At 67.8% G+C, this 16,865-nt stretch carries 14 protein-coding genes; 7 read left to right on the forward strand and 7 right to left on the reverse strand.

Translation table 11 applies throughout. The annotated features are described in order from the left end of the window. Positions 1–19: 19 nt before the first annotated feature. The 6 genes from yjfF to AORI_RS62555 all read right to left on the reverse strand — a co-directional run bounded on the left by yjfF (position 20) and on the right by AORI_RS62555 (position 6,931). Complete coding sequence (gene yjfF, locus AORI_RS62530) at positions 20–1,003, reverse strand: galactofuranose ABC transporter, permease protein YjfF (RefSeq protein WP_016334653.1); 984 nt, start codon at positions 1,001–1,003, stop codon at positions 20–22. Next, positions 1,000–2,037: an ABC transporter permease gene (locus AORI_RS62535; RefSeq protein ID WP_016334654.1), complete on the reverse strand. Its 1,038-nt coding sequence runs from the start codon at positions 2,035–2,037 to the stop codon at positions 1,000–1,002. Before AORI_RS62535 ends, yjfF begins: the two co-directional genes overlap by 4 nt. Next, positions 2,034–3,536: a sugar ABC transporter ATP-binding protein gene (locus AORI_RS62540; protein WP_016334655.1), complete on the reverse strand. Its 1,503-nt coding sequence runs from the start codon at positions 3,534–3,536 to the stop codon at positions 2,034–2,036. Before AORI_RS62540 ends, AORI_RS62535 begins: the two co-directional genes overlap by 4 nt. 22 nt (positions 3,537–3,558) lie before the next feature. Beyond that, a complete protein-coding gene (locus AORI_RS62545) occupies positions 3,559–4,530 on the reverse strand; it encodes an ABC transporter substrate-binding protein (RefSeq protein WP_016334656.1) in 972 nt (323 codons plus the stop codon). Positions 4,531–4,608: 78 nt separating this feature from the next. Further along, complete coding sequence (locus AORI_RS62550; RefSeq protein ID WP_016334657.1) at positions 4,609–5,622, reverse strand: LacI family DNA-binding transcriptional regulator; 1,014 nt, start codon at positions 5,620–5,622, stop codon at positions 4,609–4,611. 262 nt (positions 5,623–5,884) lie between these two features. Beyond that, a complete protein-coding gene (locus tag AORI_RS62555; RefSeq protein WP_016334658.1) occupies positions 5,885–6,931 on the reverse strand; it encodes a LacI family DNA-binding transcriptional regulator in 1,047 nt (348 codons plus the stop codon). 180 nt (positions 6,932–7,111) lie between these two features. Between AORI_RS62555 and AORI_RS62560 the strand changes: the two genes are divergently transcribed. The 6 genes from AORI_RS62560 (at position 7,112) to AORI_RS62585 (ending at position 15,098) form a co-directional block, all read left to right on the forward strand. Further along, on the forward strand, positions 7,112–8,413 hold the full coding sequence (locus AORI_RS62560; RefSeq protein ID WP_016334659.1) for an ABC transporter substrate-binding protein: 1,302 nt from the start codon (positions 7,112–7,114) through the stop codon (positions 8,411–8,413). A 3-nt stretch (positions 8,414–8,416) separates the two neighbouring features. Next, positions 8,417–9,397 carry a carbohydrate ABC transporter permease gene (locus AORI_RS62565; RefSeq protein WP_016334660.1) on the forward strand — a complete coding sequence of 327 codons (981 nt, stop codon included), beginning with the start codon at positions 8,417–8,419 and terminating at the stop codon, positions 9,395–9,397. Continuing rightward, positions 9,394–10,251 carry a carbohydrate ABC transporter permease gene (locus tag AORI_RS62570; protein ID WP_016334661.1) on the forward strand — a complete coding sequence of 286 codons (858 nt, stop codon included), beginning with the start codon at positions 9,394–9,396 and terminating at the stop codon, positions 10,249–10,251. The genes AORI_RS62565 and AORI_RS62570 overlap by 4 nt, the downstream gene beginning before the upstream one ends. Beyond that, entirely contained in the window at positions 10,248–11,657 is a 1,410-nt protein-coding gene (locus AORI_RS62575) for a GH1 family beta-glucosidase (RefSeq protein WP_016334662.1), read from the forward strand. The genes AORI_RS62570 and AORI_RS62575 overlap by 4 nt, the downstream gene beginning before the upstream one ends. Positions 11,658–11,891: 234 nt before the next feature. Further along, positions 11,892–13,511 carry a ribosomal protection-like ABC-F family protein gene (gene abc-f / locus AORI_RS62580; RefSeq protein ID WP_016334663.1) on the forward strand — a complete coding sequence of 540 codons (1,620 nt, stop codon included), beginning with the start codon at positions 11,892–11,894 and terminating at the stop codon, positions 13,509–13,511. A gap of 333 nt (positions 13,512–13,844) precedes the next feature. Beyond that, positions 13,845–15,098 (forward strand): HNH endonuclease signature motif containing protein, encoded by a 1,254-nt coding sequence (locus tag AORI_RS62585; RefSeq protein WP_016334664.1) that lies wholly within the window; start codon positions 13,845–13,847, stop codon positions 15,096–15,098. Between the two features lie 659 nt (positions 15,099–15,757). Here the strand turns inward: AORI_RS62585 and AORI_RS62590 are convergent. Then, positions 15,758–16,102, reverse strand: coding sequence for an MmcQ/YjbR family DNA-binding protein (locus AORI_RS62590; RefSeq protein WP_016334665.1), 345 nt, complete (start codon positions 16,100–16,102; stop codon positions 15,758–15,760). Between the two features lie 132 nt (positions 16,103–16,234). Between AORI_RS62590 and AORI_RS62595 the strand changes: the two genes are divergently transcribed. Then, on the forward strand, positions 16,235–16,864 hold the full coding sequence (locus AORI_RS62595; protein ID WP_016334666.1) for a class I SAM-dependent DNA methyltransferase: 630 nt from the start codon (positions 16,235–16,237) through the stop codon (positions 16,862–16,864). The last annotated feature ends 1 nt before the right edge of the window (position 16,865 follow it).

Here is a 16,865-nt window from a genome sequence, read left to right on the forward strand (position 1 = left end):
CGATCACGCGTGTTCCGTCTTACGTCGCCCGCCTCCCGACGAGGCGTTGCAGCACGATGAAGGCGAACAGCAGCGCACCGGTGATGATCGAGGTCCACCAGGAGTTCAGCGTGCCGTCGAAGGTGATCAGGGTCTGGATGATGCCCAGCACCATGATCCCGAGCACCGTCCCGAGGACGTAGCCGGAGCCGCCGGTGAGCAGCGTGCCACCGATGACGACGGCCGCGATCGCGGTGAGCTCCAGCCCCACACCGTTGAGCGGATCGCCGGAGGACTTGTACAGCACCAGGAGCAGCCCGCCGAGCGCCGAGCAGAACCCGCTGAGCGTGTAGACCGTGATCCGCGTACGGCCGACGTTCAGGCCCATCAGCAGCGCCGACTTCGGGTTCCCGCCGATCGCGTACACCGTCCGGCCGAACCGCGTTCCGTACAGGACGTACGCCGCCGCCCCGACCACCACGAGCGCGACGACCACGCCGATCGAGATGTGCAGCTCCCCGCCGAGCGGGATCTGCGTCTGCGCGAGGCTCGCGACCGTCGGATCGTCGATCGAGTACGCCTGGGTGCTGATGGTGTAGCAGAGCCCCCTGGCGAAGAACATCCCGATCAGCGTCGCGATGAACGGCTGGATCTCGAACACCTGGACCAGCACGCCCATGCCGAAGCCGAGCGCCGCGCCGATCGCCAGCACCGCGGGGATCACCGCGAGCACCGGCCAGCCCTGGTTCTGCAGCAGATCGGCCGAGACCACAGTGGACAGTGCCACCACCGAGCCCACCGACAGGTCGATGCCGCCGGTGAGGATCACGAACGTCATCCCGACGGCGACGACCAGCAGGAAGGCGTTGTTGATGAACAGGTCGAGCACGACCTGGCCGGATCCGAACGCCGTGTAGCTCGAAGCGCCGTAGACGTACGCGCCGATGAGCATCGCCATCGTCGCCAGGATCGGCAGATGCCGCTGCCGGGGACGGTAACCCTTGATGCGGTCGAGTGTCGTCATACCCCGGCCTCCACCTTCTCCGGCCGGACCGCGGGCGACGGCGGGGCCGTTCTCCGCCGCCGGGCGAGCTTCCGGCGGAACACCGGCGACTGCAGCAGGCACACCGCCAGCACGACCACGGCCTTGAACAGCATGATCGCCTGCGGCGCGATGCCGAGCGCGTAGACGGTCGTCGTCAACGTCTGGATGAGCAGCGCGCCGATCACCGAACCGGTGAGCGAGAACCGGCCACCGGTCAGCTGCGTCCCGCCGATGACGACGGCGAGGATCGCGTCGAGTTCGATGAACTGCCCGGCGTTGTTGCCGTCGGCGCTGTGCACGTTCGCGCTGATCATCAGACCGGCGATGCCGGCGCAGAGCGCGCAGAAGACGTAGGTGAGCCAGATCAGCCGCGCCGACCTGAGCCCGGCGAGCCTGCCCGCCTCCGGGTTCCCGCCCACCGATTCGACCAGCAGTCCTAACGCCGACCGGCGGACCAGCACGGCGGCGATGGCGAACACGGCCAGCGCGATGAGGATCGCGCTGGGCAGGCCGAAGGTGAACCCGCTGCCGATCCATTCGTACGGATGCGAATTGACGGTGATGATCTGGCCGCCGGTGATCAGCTGGGCGATGCCACGGCCCGCGACCATCAGGATCAGCGTCGCGATGATCGGCTGGATGCCCAGCACCGCGACGAGCCAGCCGTTCCACAGACCGAGCACGAGCGCGAGCCCCAGCGCCATCCCGACCGCCGCGAGCGTCCCGCCGACACTGTTCTGATCGCCGAGTCCGCTGAGGTGCAGGCACGCGAGCGCGCCGCTGATCGCGACGACGGCACCGACGGAGAGATCGATCCCCCGCGTCGCCACCACCAGCGTCATGCCGATCGCGATGAGGATCAGCGGGGCGCCGTTCTTGAGGATGTCGATCAGGTTCCCGTAGAGATGCCCGTCGCGGAATTCGATCGCGAAGAACGCCGGATGCGCGATGAGGTCGCCGAGCAGCAGCGCCAGCAGCGCGACGACCGGCCAGAACAACCGATGCTTGGTCATCGTGCGACTCCTTCGGCCATCGTCGCCATCACCTGGTCCGCGGTCAGCACTTCGTTGTCCAGCACGGCGACCACCGCGCGGTCGCGCAGCACGACGACCCGATGGCTCAGCCGCAGCACCTCCTCGAGTTCGGCGGAGATGAACACCACGGCCATCCCCTCCCCCGAGAGCCGCGCGACCAGCCGCTGGATCTCCGTCTTGGCACCGATGTCGATCCCGCGCGTCGGCTCGTCGAGGATCAGCAGCCGCGGTTCGGTGATGAGCCACCGCGCGAGCAGCACCTTCTGCTGGTTGCCGCCACTCAGGTCACCGACCTTCGCCTCGGCGTTGGCCGGGCGGATGTCGAGCGCCTTGATGTAGCGCTCGGCGATCTCGTCCTGCCGCCGCCGCGGGATCGGCCGGGCCCAGCCACGCGAGGCCTGCAGCGCGAGCACGATGTTCTCCCGCACGGTGAGTTCCTCGACGAGGCCTTCGGTCTTGCGGTTCTCCGAGCAGAACGCGATGCGGTGGTCGAGGCCGGTCCGCGGCGTCTTCAGCGACACCGGCTCGCCCTCGATCCGCACCGTGCCGCTGTCTGCGTGATCGGCGCCGAACAGCAACCGTGCCAGTTCGGTGCGGCCCGAACCGAGCAGCCCGGCGAGGCCGACGACCTCGCCGGACCGGATGTCGAGCGAGAACGGCGCGACACCGCCCTTGCGGCCGACGCCGCCCGCTTCGAGGAAGACGGGCGCCCCGGCGACGTCCGACCGGCTGTGCCCCGCGTCCTCGATGTCTTCGAGCGCCGCGAGTTCCTTGCCGATCATCCTGGTCACCAGGTCGACCGGGGTGATCTCCTCGGTGCGGTACTCCCCGATCAGCTTTCCGTTGCGCAGCACTGTCATCCGGTCCGCGACGGCGAAGACCTGCTCGATGAAATGCGAGACGAACAGGATCGCCATCCCCTGGTCCCGCAACGAACGCACCACATTCAGCAACTGCTCGACCTCGCCCGCGTCCAAACTGGACGTCGGCTCATCGAGCACGAGCACCCGCGCCTCGACGTCGAGTGCCCTGGCGATCGCGACCAGTTGCTGCACCGCGATCGAGCAACTGCCCAGCTCGGCCGAAACGTCCACTTCGACGTCCAGCCTGGCCAGCAGCGCGGCCGCCCGGCGGCGCGTCTCGCGCCAGTCGATGCGGCCACGCCGTCGCGGCTCCTTGCCGAGGCAGATGTTCTCCGCCACCGACAGGTTCGGGCAGAGGTTCACTTCCTGGTAAACGGTGCTCACGCCGGAACGCTGTGCCTCCCCCGGGCCGCTGAACGCGACCCGGGCGCCGTCGAGCTCGATGGTGCCCGCGTCCACCCCGTAAACGCCGGTGAGCACCTTGATCAGCGTGGACTTGCCGGCACCGTTCTCGCCCATCAGGGCGTGCACCTCGCCGGGGAACATCCGGAAGGAGACGTCGTCGAGGGCGACCACGCCGGGGAATTCCTTCCGGATGTGGCTCATCCGCAGCATCGCAGGGGTTTCCGTCATCGGCTCAGTACTGGCGTTGCGGCAGCGCGGCCTTCGCCGCGGCCTGGTCGAATTCGGTCTCGGTGGTCTCGATGCGCGGCGGCACCTGCTCCCCGGCGGCGACCTTCTTCACCAGGTCCATCAGCTGCGGGCCGAGCAGGGGGTTGCATTCGACGACGTGGTTGATCTTGCCGTCGGCCAGCGCCTGCAGGGCGTCACGGACGCCGTCGACCGAGACGATCTTGATGTCCTTGCCGGGCACCTTGCCCGCCGCCTCGATCGCCTCGATGGCACCGAGGGCCATGTCGTCGTTGTGCGCGTAGAGCACGTCGATCTTGGGCTGGGACTTCAGGAAGGCCTCCATGACCTCCTTGCCCTTGGCCCGGGTGAACTCACCGGTCTGCGACGCGACGACCTTGAACTTCGGGTTCGACGCGATGACGTCGGCGAAGCCCTTCTTACGGTCGTTCGCGGGCGCGGAACCGGTGGTGCCCTGCAGTTCGACGATGCTGACGTCGCCCGCCGCCGAGCCGAACTCCTTGGCCAGCCACTCGCCCGCCTTCTTGCCCTCGGCGACGAAGTCCGAACCGAGGAAGGTCTTGTACAGCGACTTGTCCGGCGAGTCGACGGCCCGGTCGGTGAGGATCACCGGGATGTTCGCCGTCTTCGCCTCCTTGAGGACGGTGTCCCAGCCGGATTCCACGACCGGCGAGAAGGCGATCACCTTGACCTTCTGCTGGATGTACGACCGGATCGCGGCGATCTGGTTCTCCTGCTTCTGCTGCGCGTCCGAGAACTTCAGCTCGATCCCGGCCGCCTTCGCCGACTCCTGGATCGACTTCGTGTTCGCCGTGCGCCAGCCGCTTTCCGCACCCACCTGGGCGAACCCGAGGGTGAGGGCGCCGCCGCCACCCGTCCCGCCACCACCGCCGCATGCGGAGAGCAGGAGCAGCCCGGCCACTCCGGCCACGATCGCCGTCCACGGTTTTCTTGCCACATCGACTCCTAGATCCACACTGATCAATTGAGTTAGCGTTAACATTCGCGCCTTGAGCCGCAGGGACGGCCCTCGGCACTACGAAAGACCGGTACTCTCCCGCACGATCAGTTCGGGGACCACCAGGTCGCGGTCTCGGTTCTCACCGCCGTTCATCCGGCGGCGGAGCAGGTCGAACGTGCGCCTGCCGACTTCGACGAAGTCCTGGCGCACCGTCGTCAGCGGCGGCGTGTAGTACGCCGCCTCGGGAACGTCGTCGAAGCCGACGATCCGCATCTCCCCCGGCACGTTCACGCCTGCCTCGGTACAGGCGCGAAGGAAGCCGAGGGCCATCTGGTCGTTGGCCACGAACACCGCGTCCAGTCCCTTTTCGCCGACGAGGGATCGCCCCGCCGCGTACCCGGACCGGGCGCTCCAGTCACCGCGGACGACGGGCGGGATCGGCGCGCCGTGCCGTTCCAAGGTCTCGCGCCAGCCGCGTTCGCGGTCGAGCGCCTCCAGCCAGTCTTCGGGCCCGGCCACATGCCAGACGGTGTCGTGCCCGAGGCCGAGAAGGTGTTCGGTGGCGCGGCGCGCGCCGTCGTACTGATCGACCGAGATCACCGGGACCGGCGCCTTCTCACCACCGCCGACCGCGACGAGCGGTACGTCGCTGGGCGCCGCCTCCAGCGCGCGGGCCGCGGTGACGTGCGGTGCGATCACGACGATGCCCTCGACGGCCTGGCGGCGGAGACGCTCCACGGCGTCGGTGATGGACGACCGGCCCGGGCGGCTGATGCTGGTTATGGTCGTCGCGTAGCCGGCCTCGCGGGCGGCGTGCTCGATGCCGCTCAAAGTGCTGGCCGGACCGTAGAGGTTGGCCTCCAGCGCGACCACGCCGAGCGTGCCCGAACGGCCGGTGACCAGCGCGCGGGCGACCGAGTTCGGCCGGTAGTCCAGTTGCTCGATCGCCGCGTTGACGCGGACCCGCGTCTCGGCGCGGACCGGCCCGGTGCCATTGATGACGCGCGAGACCGTCATGTGCGAAACCCCCGCGAGCGCGGCCACGTCGGTGAGACTGGCCTGCTTGCTCTCGGTGGTTTCCCGCGCCATCGCCTGTCTCCCAATCCCGGTACCGTGTGACGAGTGCCGCAAGTGTTAGCGATAACACGAGCCGGGTCAAGCGCTCGCCGAGTCACAGTCGGGTCACGGACCCACTCGGTGTGCCAGCCGGGTCGTGTCGCGAAAGCCGTGCCGTCCATCCAGTCACGCGTGTCGTCCGTCCAGTCACGCGAAACGGCCGGCTCCGCACAAGGAGCTTCGTGAGTGGCAATTCGGGTTAGAACCCGAAACGCCACTCACGACCACCCTCGGCTCAGCTGGAGGCGCGATGCGTGAGCGAGACCGGCAAGATCCGCTGGCGGGGCTTGAGATCCCGGTCGTCCATCACCGCGAGCAGGGTTTCGACCATCGCGTGGACCTGCTCTCGCGGGTCCTGGTGAACCGACGTCAGCGGCGGGTCCATCTCCGGCGCGAGGGTCGCGTTGTCGTCGAAACTGACGACGGCGACGTCCGAGGGGATCCGCCGTCCGGCGGAATGCAGCGTGCGGAGCGCGCCGAGGGCCATCATGTCGCTGGCCACGAAGACCGCGTCGAGGTCGGGGCGCCGCGCGAGCAGGTTCGACATCGCCTTCGCTCCGCCGGTCAGGGTGAAGTCGCCCTCCTCCATCAGGTCCGTGGGGTCGAGCCCGGCGTCGAGGAGGGTCTTGCGCCAGCCGGAGAGCCGGTCGATCGCCGCGCTCTGGTCCTGCGGGCCCGCGATCGTGGCGATCCGCCGGTGGCCGGACTCGACCAGATGCGCGACGGCGAGCTTAGCGCCGCCCTCATTGTCGAAGTCGACGACGTGGACACCGCGTTTGAGCCCGGCTGCCTGCCCGCCGTACACCACCGGGATCCTCAACTGCCGCAACGCCTTGGGCAGCGGGTCGGTGCGATGCGGCGCGAACACCAGCACGCCGTCGACGTGCCCGCCGTCGAGGAAGCGGACCGTGCGATCGAGGTCTTCGCGGGTGTCGCTGAAGATCAAGACCATCTGACAGCCGATGTCGGCGAGCTCGCGATAGCCCGCGCGCATGACCGCGGTGCGGTACGGGTCGTCGAGCAGCCGCGCCTCCGGCTCCGACAGGACGACCGCGACCGCGCCGGTCCGCTTGGTCACCAGGGATCTCGCCGCCTGGTTCGGGGAGTACCCGAGTTCGCGGGCCGCGGCCTGGACCTTCTCGCGGGAGCGCGCGCTGACGTAGCCGTCGTCGTTCAGCGCACGGGACGCCGTCGACCGGCTGACCCCGGCCGACGCGGCGACGTCTTCCAGCGTCGGCCTGCCGTCTTCCCCTGGTCGAGGCCCCACCAGCGCCACCTTCACTCTTCAGTTCCATCCGGACACCGACAGCTTAGTGTCCGGCGGGCCATCGCACTGAGAGCGCTCCCCTGTCGGAAACACTCTCATTACAAGCTATTGACACGGCCAAACCTTGGCGACAGACTCTGCGCATCCTGGGAGCGCTCCCATTTTCTCCTCACCCCATCAGCAAGGGACTACGACGTGAGAAGCATCCGGAACGGCCTGGTGCTGGCACTGGGTATCACGATGACGACGTTCGGACTGGCGGCGTGCGGCGGTGACGACGGCGGCGCGCCCGCCGCGTCGGACCCGAACGCGAAGGTCGAACTGTCACTGGCGACGTTCACCGAGTTCGGCTACGAGGAGCTGATTCCCGAGTACGAGCGGCTGCACCCGAACATCAAGATCACCCACCGCAAGACCGGTCAGGGCGGGCCGTACCACCAGGACCTGATCACGAAACTGGCCGCCGGTTCCGGCCTCGCCGACGTCACCGCCGTCGAGGAAGGGCATCTGTCGAACGTCCTCGACAAGGGTTCGAAGTTCAACGACCTCACCAAGATCGGCCCGGCGGAGGTGTCCCCCGACCGCTGGCTCGGGTGGAAGTACGACGCGGCGAAGACCAAGGACGGCAAGGTCATCGGCTACGGCACGGACATCGGCCCGCTGGCCATGTGCTACCGCAAGGACATGCTCGAAGCGGCGGGGATGCCGTCCGACCCCGAAGCGGTCAAACCGCTGTTCGCGACCTGGGACAGCTACTTCGCGGCGGGTGAGCAGTACGTCGCCAAGACCGGCGGGAAGGCGTGGTTCGACTCGGCCGCGCAGAACTTCAACGCCATGGTCAACCAGCTCCCCACCGGCTACATCGGCACCGACGACAAGCTCGCGGTGGAAACCAACCAGGGCATCAAGGACGCGTGGACCAAGGTGACGGGCGCCGTCGCGAAGGGACAGTCGGCCAAGCTCACCGCGTTCAGCAACGAGTGGAACTCCGGGTTCAAGCAGGGTGCCTTCGCCACAAAGGTGTGCCCCGCGTGGATGCTCGGCGTGATCGAGGAGCACTCCGGTCCGGAGAACGCCGGCAAGTGGGCGGTCACCGCGGCGTTCCCCGGTGGCGGCGGCAACTGGGGCGGTTCGTACCTCACCGTGCCCACGCAGTCGAAGCACCCGAAGGAGGCGGCCGAACTCGCCGCCTGGCTGACCGCGCCCGAGCAGCAGATCAAGGCGTTCAAGGCGAAGGGCACCTTCCCCAGCCAGGTCAAGGCACTGGAGGACCCGGCGCTGCTGAGCGAGACCGACGCCTACTTCGGTGGCGCCAAGATCGGGCAATTGTTCGCCGAGCAGGCCAAGAAGGTCGCGAAGCCGCAGTACAAGGGCCCCGGTGACGGCCAGATCCAGGAGAACGCGTCGAGCCCGGCACTGCAGGCCGTCGAACAGGGCAAGTCCGCGGCCGAGGGCTGGACGCAACTGCTCGACGCCGCGAAGAAGATCACGCGCTGACCGATGACCGTCGTCGACAAGATCGCGCCGGACGAGGAGAAGGCCGGGGCGCGCACGCCGCCCCGGCCCACCCTCCGCCATCGGCTGAGCCGGTGGGACGTCAAGGTCTCGCCGTACCTCTATATCGCCCCGTTCTTCGTTGTGTTCGGGATCGTCGGGTTGTTCCCGCTGCTGTACACGGCGTACGTGTCCTTGTTCAGCTGGGAGGCGGGCGATGACGATCCCACCTTCATCGGCATGGACAACTTCAAGGAACTGTTCGCCGACACGCAGTTCTGGAACGCGCTCGAGAACACCGTCAGCATCTTCCTGCTCTCCAGCGTTCCGCAGCTGATCATCGCGGTGCTCCTGGCGGCGTTGCTCAGTGCCAGGATCCGCGGGGCGACCGGCTGGCGCGTCGGCGTCCTGCTCCCCTACGCCGCCAGCCTGGTGGCGCTCGGGATCATCTTCGCGAACCTGTTCGGGCCGAAGTACGGGCTGGTCAACGGTCTGCTCCAGACGATCGGGCTGGACCCGGTCGATTGGCAGGCCGGCCGCTTCAGCAGCCATGTCGCGATCGCGATCATGGTGAACTGGCGCTGGACCGGGTACAACGCGCTGATCGTGCTGGCGGCGATGCAGGCCATCCCGAAGGAACTGCACGAGGCCGCCCTCATCGACGGCGCGGGGACCGCGCGCCGGTTCTTCAGCATCACGCTGCCCTTGCTGAAGCCGACGCTGATCTTCGTCACGATCACCTCGACCATCGGCGGCCTGCAGATCTTCACCGAGCCCAAGCTGTTCGACGCCATGCCGGGCTCGAACAACGGCGGCTCGTCCAACCAGTTCCAGACCGTGACGTTGTACCTGTACCAAACGGCCTTCGAGAACTACGAGCTCGGCTACGCCTCGGCGATCGCGTGGGTGCTGTTCGTGATCATCGTGCTGATCGCGCTGGTGAACTTCTTCCTCACCGGCAGGCTCACGGCGGTGAAGAAGAAATGACCACGATCCACAATGGACTCAAGCGGGGCGTGTCGGCGCTCGGCAAACCACGCCGGGCGACCTATGTCGTGCTCACGATCTTCGTGCTGGGCTCGCTCTTCCCGTTCTACTGGTCGTTCCTGGTGGCCAGCCGGGACAGCGGGATGCTCACCGAGCGCGTGCCGCCCTTCCTGCCGGGCGGGAACTTCTTCGCCAACGCGGCGAGGGTGTTCGACACCGTGCCGTTCTGGAAGGCGCTCGCGAACAGCCTGATCGTGTCCGGCACGGTCACCCTCACCACGGTGCTGTTCTCGGCGCTCGCCGGGTTCGCGTTCGCCAAACTGCGGTTCCGCGGCCGGAACGGGCTGTTCGTGTTCATCGTCATCACCCTCGCCGTGCCGACCCAGCTCGGCATCATCCCGCTGTTCATGGCCATGTCGGAATTCGGCTGGGCGGGCGGGTTGCAATCGGTGATCGTGCCGAACCTGGTGACCGCGTTCGGCGTCTTCTGGATGCGGCAGTACACGCTGGACGCGGTGCCGTACGAACTGATCGAGGCGGCCAGGGTCGACGGCTGCAGCATGATCCGGATCTTCTGGAACGTCTGCCTGCCCGCGGTCCGCCCGGCGGCGGCGATCCTGGCGATGTTCACGTTCATGACGTCGTGGAACGACTTCCTCTGGCCGCTCGTGGTGCTGGACGCCGGCAACCCCACCGTCCAGCTGGCCCTGGAGAAGCTGCAGAGCGGGTATTACGTCGACTATTCGCTGGTGCTGGCCGGAACCACCCTGGCCACCATCCCGATCCTCATCGTCTTCCTCCTCCTCGGCCGCCAGATCGTGGCCGGGATCATGCAAGGTGCCGTGAAAGGGTGACCATGTCCGCTCATCCCGACAGTGTCCGGGCGAAGACCGCGCTGCTGTTCCCGCCCGGATTCGTGTGGGGCGCCGCCACCGCGGCCTTCCAGGTCGAAGGGGCGACTTCCGCCGACGGCCGGACCGACTCGATCTGGGACGTCTTCGCCCGCCGCCCGGGCGCCGTCGTCGGCGGCGACACCGGGGAGCCCGGCGCCGATCATTACCGGCGCTATGCCGAAGACGTCGACCTGATGCGGCGGCTCGGGCTCGGCGCGTACCGGTTCTCCCTGTCGTGGCCCCGGATCCGGCCCGACGGCGGCGCGCCCAACCCGCAGGGGCTCGCGTTCTACGACCGGCTGGTCGACAAACTGCTCGAAGCCGGCGTGGAGCCCTGGGCGACGCTGTATCACTGGGATCTCCCCCAGTCCCTGGAAGACCAGGGCGGCTGGGCGGCACGCGAGACCGCCTTCCGGTTCGCCGAATACGCCGAAACGGTCGTCGCACGTCTGGGTGACCGTGTGCCGCGCTGGTCCACCCTGAACGAGCCGTGGTGCGCCGCGATGCTGGGTTACGCGCGCGGGATCCACGCGCCCGGAAGGCAGGAACCCCGCGCCGCCGTCGCGGCCGCGCACCATCTGCTGCTCGGGCACGGGCTCGCGATGGACGTCTTGCGGCGGCATGCCCCGGCTGCGTCGTCGGGGGTGACGCTGAACCTGTATCCGGTGTCGGCGGTCGACCCGTCGTCCACTGTGGACGCGGAGGCGGCGCGCCGGATCGACGGCCTGCAGAACCGGCTGTTCCTGGATCCGGTGCTTCGTGGCTCCTACCCCGCGGATCTTCGGGCCGATCTGGCGCCGCTCGGCATCGAGGAACTCGTGCGGGACGGCGATCTAGAGACCATCGCCGCACCGATCGATTGGCTGGGCATCAACTACTACCGCGGCTACCAGGTCGCGGGCACTCCCCTGCCCGGCAGTGAACCGGCGGGCGCCGACTGGCTCGGCGTCCCCGACGTCCATTTCGTCCCCGACGAGGCGGCGCCGCGCACCGACTCGGGCTGGGAGGTCCAGCCGTCGCGACTCACCGAATGCCTGCTGCAGGTCCACCGCGACTATCGCCCGATCCCGTTGTACATCACCGAAAACGGCGCGTCGTATCCCGACGCGCTGATCGGCGGGGACATCGCGGACACCGACCGGATCGCCTTCCTCGACTCGCATCTGCGCGCCGCGTACGACGCGATCGAGGCGGGCGTCGACCTGCGTGGCTACTTCTACTGGTCGCTGCTCGACAACTTCGAGTGGGCCGAGGGGTACGCCAAGCGGTTCGGCCTCGTGCACGTCGACTACGCGACCCAGCGGCGGACGCCGAAGCGGAGTGCGCTCTGGTACGCCAGGACGATCAGTCTGAACGGGCTGAGCTGAGTCACCCCGCCGGGATTGCGGTGGCCGCGTCCCGGCGGGTCTTGTTATCGTGGAGCGGACCTGATCGAGAAACAGGGAGACCAGACGTGGCAGGTGAAGACGACATCTCCGGGTGAGCCGGAGTTGGCAGGCCACCGGCGTTGATGCCGACGTGGCCACTTTGTCGTCCCCTCGAAACCACGTCCACCGCGGTGCTGCCTTGAGGCGCCCGCTGTCTTTCACGAGGTCATTTCCATGTCAGACGCCTTCGTCGTCGTGTCCGCCTTGTCGTTCGCCTGGCCGGACGACACCCAGGTCTTCGACGACCTGTCCTTCACCGTGCCCGGAGGCCGCACCGGCCTGGTCGCGCCGAACGGGGCGGGCAAGAGCACGCTTCTCAAACTGATCGCCGGCGAGCTGCGGCCGCTCTCCGGATCCGTCTCCGTCCAGGGAGTCCTCGGCTATCTTCCGCAGTCGCTGCCGCTCACCGCCGACCTGAACGTGGCCGAAGTGCTGGGCATCGCGCCGCAGCTCGCGGCACTGAGCGCCATCGAGTCCGGTGACGCGAGCGACGAGCACTTCACCACCATCGGGACCGACTGGGACATCGAGGAACGCACCCGCGCGCAACTCGACCGGCTCGGCCTCGACGGCATCTCGCTGGACCGGAGCCTGCGGACGTTGAGCGGCGGGCAGATCATCTCCCTCGGCCTGGCCGCCCAGCTGCTCAAACGGCCGGACGTCCTGCTGCTGGACGAACCGACCAACAACCTCGACCTCGACGCCCGCCGCAAGCTCTACGGCGTGCTCGAGGACTGGTCCGGCTGCCTGCTGCTGGTGAGTCACGACCGGGAACTGCTCGACCGGATGGACCGGATCGCCGAACTCGACCGTGGCGATCTCCGGTACCACGGCGGGAACTTCACCCAGTACGAAGCGGCGGTCAAGGCCGAGCAGGAGGTCGCCGAACGCAACGTCCGCAGCGCCGAGCAAGAGGTCAAACGCGAGAAGCGGGAGATGCAGCAGGCGCGCGAACGGGCGGCGCGGCGGGCGGGCAACGCGGCCCGCAACCTCGGCAACGCCGGTCTGCCGAAGATCTTCGCCGGCACCATGAAACGCAACGCCCAGGAGTCCGCCGGCAAGGCGAACGAGACGCACGCGGCCCGCGTCAGCGACGCGAAGAACCGTCTCGACGAGGCCGAACGCTCCCTTCGCGACGATCACAAGATCGCGCTGATCCTGCCGGGCACCAACGTCCCCGCCGGGCGCACGATGTTCCACGGCGAGCACATCCAAGTCCGCTACGGCGACCGGAACGTCTTCGCGGGAGACGGCGTCGACCTGACGATCCGCGGCCCCGAGCGGATCGCGCTGACCGGCGGGAACGGCACGGGGAAGTCGACGCTCCTGCGGGTGCTCAACGGCGACCTCGTCCCGGACAGCGGCGTGCTGAAGCGGTCGGAGGGCCGGATCGCGTACCTCTCCCAGCGGCTCGATCTGCTGGACCTCGACCGGACCATCGCCGAGAACTTCGCCACGTTCGCCCCGAGCCTCCCCGAGTCGCAGCGGATGACCCTCCTCGCCCGCTTCCTGTTCCGAGGCGCGCGAAGCCAGCTTCCCGTCGGCGTGCTCTCCGGCGGCGAGCGGCTGCGAGCCACGCTGGCCTGCGTCCTGTTCGCCGAACCCGCGCCGCAACTGCTCCTGCTGGACGAGCCGACCAACAATCTGGACCTGGTCAGCGTCGGACAGCTGGAGAGTGCGCTGGGGGCCTATCAGGGGGCTTTCGTGGTGGTGAGCCACGATGAGCGGTTCCTGAAGGAGATCAAGGTGGATCGGCGGGTTCGATTGGCCGACGGGGCTCTCGTGGAGTCCTGATTCGGCGGCGACTGGGCGGACTGGCTCGTGAGTGGTAAGGACGGTTCTAACCGTCCTTACCACTCACGAGGGCTTTGTTCCGCATTTAGTCGACTAACTGCGGCTCGTTCTCCTTGCGTCATGTCCTGACGGGGCGCGGTAGCGCTTTGCGCAAAGCCGCTATACATCGAGAACTTCGGGGAACTGCGGGCTCGGCCGATCACCGTGGGCTCCGACCAGCCTCGACTCCCTGCACTCCGAGCACCCTCATCACTCTTCAGTGTTGTTGACGCGTTTCGCTTGTTGCCTAAAATTACGAACACATGTTCGACTGAGTTGCGGTATTATTGAGGGGTGTCCGAGACCTTCCTTCCCGAACTGCCGCAGGAGTTGTGGCGCGCTGGCAAGCTGGAGCTTGCGCATGGCGTGGCGCAGTCGTTGCAGGTGATTCGGATGGCGACCGCGGCGTTGTCGCGGTTTCTGGCGGAGATCGAGTCTCGGGGCGTCAAAGACTTGTATGGGCATGGCAGTACGGCGAGCTGGTTCGCGGAGATGGCGGGGTTGTCGCGCGGCGAGGCGGGTCCGGTGGTGAAGCGGGCGATCGCCTTGAACCCCACCCGGGCCTTGGATGGCACGGAGGTTCCGCCGGTCGCTCCCTGCACCGCCGCGGTTGCCGCGGAGGGGTTGGTCGGGGATGAGCGGATCGATCAGATCCTGGAGATCTTGAAACGGCTCCCTGCCGACACCTCTGCCGAAGATCGGGCGGAGGCGGAGAAGATTCTGGCCGAGCTTGCCCCGCATGCCGGTCCCCGTCAGCTCTCCGAGGCTGAGACGAAACTGCTGGGCTGGCTGGACCCGGACGGCAACGAACCCAAGGATCCCGAGCCCAAGGAACCGCGCCGCGAGATCACCCTGGAGCGCCGCAAGGACGGGTTCTGGAAACTCACTGGTCTCCTCGACGATGAGACCGGGGCCCGGACCGCGGCCGCGTTGGAGGCGCATGCCCAGCCACGGCCGGTGGACGAGTTCGGTCAGGCGGATCTGCGGATGAAGTGCGAGCGCATGGGCGACGCCTGGGCCGAGCTTCTGGACCTGGCCATCGCCTGCCCCGATCAGCCCGGCACCAGCGGCTATCGCACCCTCGTCCATGTCACCGTCGGGCTTGAGGAACTCAAATCGGGTCTCGGGACCGCGTGTCTCGACTTCGTGGGGACGATGACCGCCCGGGAAGCCCGGCTCGCGGCCTGCGACTGCCTGATGTTGCCGGTCGTGATGAGCGGCTCGGGTGAGCCGCTGGATATGGGACGGCTGAGACGGTTCGTCACCCCCGGCCAACGCCGGGCGTTGAACATCCGCGACGGCGGCTGCGCGTTCCCGGGATGTCATCGGAAACCGAAGAACTGCCACGCTCACCATATCGAGCACTGGGCAGACGGCGGACCCACCGACCTCCGAAATCTCGTGCTGCTCTGCGGCTTCCACCACCGCCTGATCCACCACGGCGACTGGGAAGTACGGATGGCGGCCGATGGGTTGCCGGAGTTCGTTCCGCCTCAATACCGGGACCCGCTCCGACAACCCCGACGCAACACCCTGCACCACCGCTGAACCCCGAGGAGCCCGCCAGCCACCCAGGCGACGGGCCCCTCGGCATACCCGAGACCGGGCAGGGCCGGCGACCGTGTGGATATCAGGTCATCCAACGCACCAAAATCCACACAGTCCATAGTCGACGCTCGACCGGAAGCCCAGCGACAATCCCCCGCAGAAAAGAAAAGGTCCCGCTTCCGCTCAGCGAAGGCTGGGGTTCCTGCGAGCAGGAAGCGGGAGTTTGTGGCCGGTACGGGGGCCGCCTCTCGGCGAGTGGCTCGACACGGCTCCGGCCGGACCGGTATTCCGTGAAGGCGAAGGGTGAGGCCCGGGGGCACCATCCGTACCGACTCTCTCTACAACGCTCCACCGCCGGAAATGTTCCCCGGCGGCGAGCCCGGATCGATGTGACCCGCGTCTACAACGAACAAAAAGACCCGCTCCCGCTCAGCGAAGGCCTGGGGGTTACCTGCGAGCGGGAGCGGGAGCAAAGGCCGATACGGTGGGCCGCCTCTCGGCGAAAGGCACGACATGGCTCCGGCCGGACCGGTATTCCATGAAGGCGAAGGGTGAGGCCCGGGGGCACCATCCGTACCGACACCCTCTACAACGCCACGCCCCCGAAAACGTTCCCCAAGAAAAGAGTGACGCGCGTCAACACACGAATGCGCTAATGGTCAGCAGGGCGGCGGAACCTGGGCGACGAGTTCCTCGGGAGCGGAAAGCCGCCACGCCTCGTAGACCAATTCGGTGAGTTCGTCGGATTCGATGCCGTCGAGGTAGACCACCACCCAGCCGAATCCCCCGGCCGTGAACTGCACCTCGAAGACGTCGGGCCGTTCGGCCACGAGGGCTTCCTGCTCCGAGAGGGTCTGCTTCAAGCCGACGGTCTGGGTCCGCGGCCAGTAGTAGCCGAACCGCTTCCCGCGCACGCTGTACGACTCCCACTCCTTCGCGTCGGAGCGCTCGACGTCGGCGAGCGTCTTCAGCATCCGGTGGAACTCGTCACTCGACACGCTCATCTGAACCCCAAACCCCAGGAACTCCGTCCGCCCCAGTCTAAACAGCCACTTCCTTTGAGGACGCGAGACGGCGACCCGAGGCAGCGGTAGATTCGCCCGAGGAAGATCCACTCGATCCGGGGGAGCTGCGCAATGGACCGACCCGTCACCGCGGCGGAACTGTTCGACGCCATCGGTTCCGACTACGAAGACGTCTTCGGGCGGGCCCCGGCGGTCGACCGGGCGGTGCGGCATCTGCTGGACGCCCTGCCGCCGTCGTCGCGAGTGCTCGACATCGGCAGCGGCACCGGCAAACCGGTCGCCGGGGACCTGTCGTCCGCAGGCCATCGGGTGACCGGCCTGGATGTTTCGTCGGTGATGATCGACATCGCGCGCGAGCAGGTTCCGGCCGCCACGTTCGTGCACGCCGATGTGCGCGAGTGGACCTCGCCACCCGAGACCTGGGAAGCCGTCTGCGCCTTCTTCCCGTTCCTCCAGATGCCCCGCAAGGACACCGAAGCCGTACTCGCCGACATCGCGCGTTGGCTGGTCCCGGGAGGTCTTTTCGCTCTGATCACAATCCCGAAGGACGCCGAGGACGCGCCGGCGGAGTTCTTCAACCACTCCTTCCTGGTGACCAGTTTCGCGCCGGACGACCTCGTCCGGCGGGTCGAGGCGGCCGGGCTGGAGGTCACCGGCACGCACTCCGAGGTCTTCACCGCCGACGAGCCGGGGACCCCGCCGGAGGAACACCTCCTGATCACCGCCCGGCGCCCGGCCTGAC

This window comes from Amycolatopsis keratiniphila (assembly GCF_000400635.2).
In the GTDB taxonomy this organism is placed as follows: Bacteria; Actinomycetota; Actinomycetes; order Mycobacteriales; family Pseudonocardiaceae; genus Amycolatopsis; species Amycolatopsis keratiniphila.

Bases quoted from the DNA above. Each gene is read 5' to 3' on its own strand.
- AORI_RS62535 (WP_016334654.1), bottom strand. From the start codon at position 2,037: ATGACCAAGCATCGGTTGTTCTGGCCGGTCGTCGCGCTGCTGGCGCTG.
- AORI_RS62595 (WP_016334666.1), top strand. From the start codon at position 16,235: ATGGACCGACCCGTCACCGCGGCGGAACTGTTCGACGCCATCGGTTCC.
- AORI_RS62570 (WP_016334661.1), top strand. From the start codon at position 9,394: ATGACCACGATCCACAATGGACTCAAGCGGGGCGTGTCGGCGCTCGGC.
- AORI_RS62540 (WP_016334655.1), bottom strand. From the start codon at position 3,536: ATGCTGCGGATGAGCCACATCCGGAAGGAATTCCCCGGCGTGGTCGCC.
- abc-f (WP_016334663.1), top strand. From the start codon at position 11,892: ATGTCAGACGCCTTCGTCGTCGTGTCCGCCTTGTCGTTCGCCTGGCCG.
- AORI_RS62565 (WP_016334660.1), top strand. From the start codon at position 8,417: ATGACCGTCGTCGACAAGATCGCGCCGGACGAGGAGAAGGCCGGGGCG.
- AORI_RS62590 (WP_016334665.1), bottom strand. From the start codon at position 16,102: ATGAGCGTGTCGAGTGACGAGTTCCACCGGATGCTGAAGACGCTCGCC.
- yjfF (WP_016334653.1), bottom strand. From the start codon at position 1,003: ATGACGACACTCGACCGCATCAAGGGTTACCGTCCCCGGCAGCGGCAT.
- AORI_RS62550 (WP_016334657.1), bottom strand. From the start codon at position 5,622: ATGGCGCGGGAAACCACCGAGAGCAAGCAGGCCAGTCTCACCGACGTG.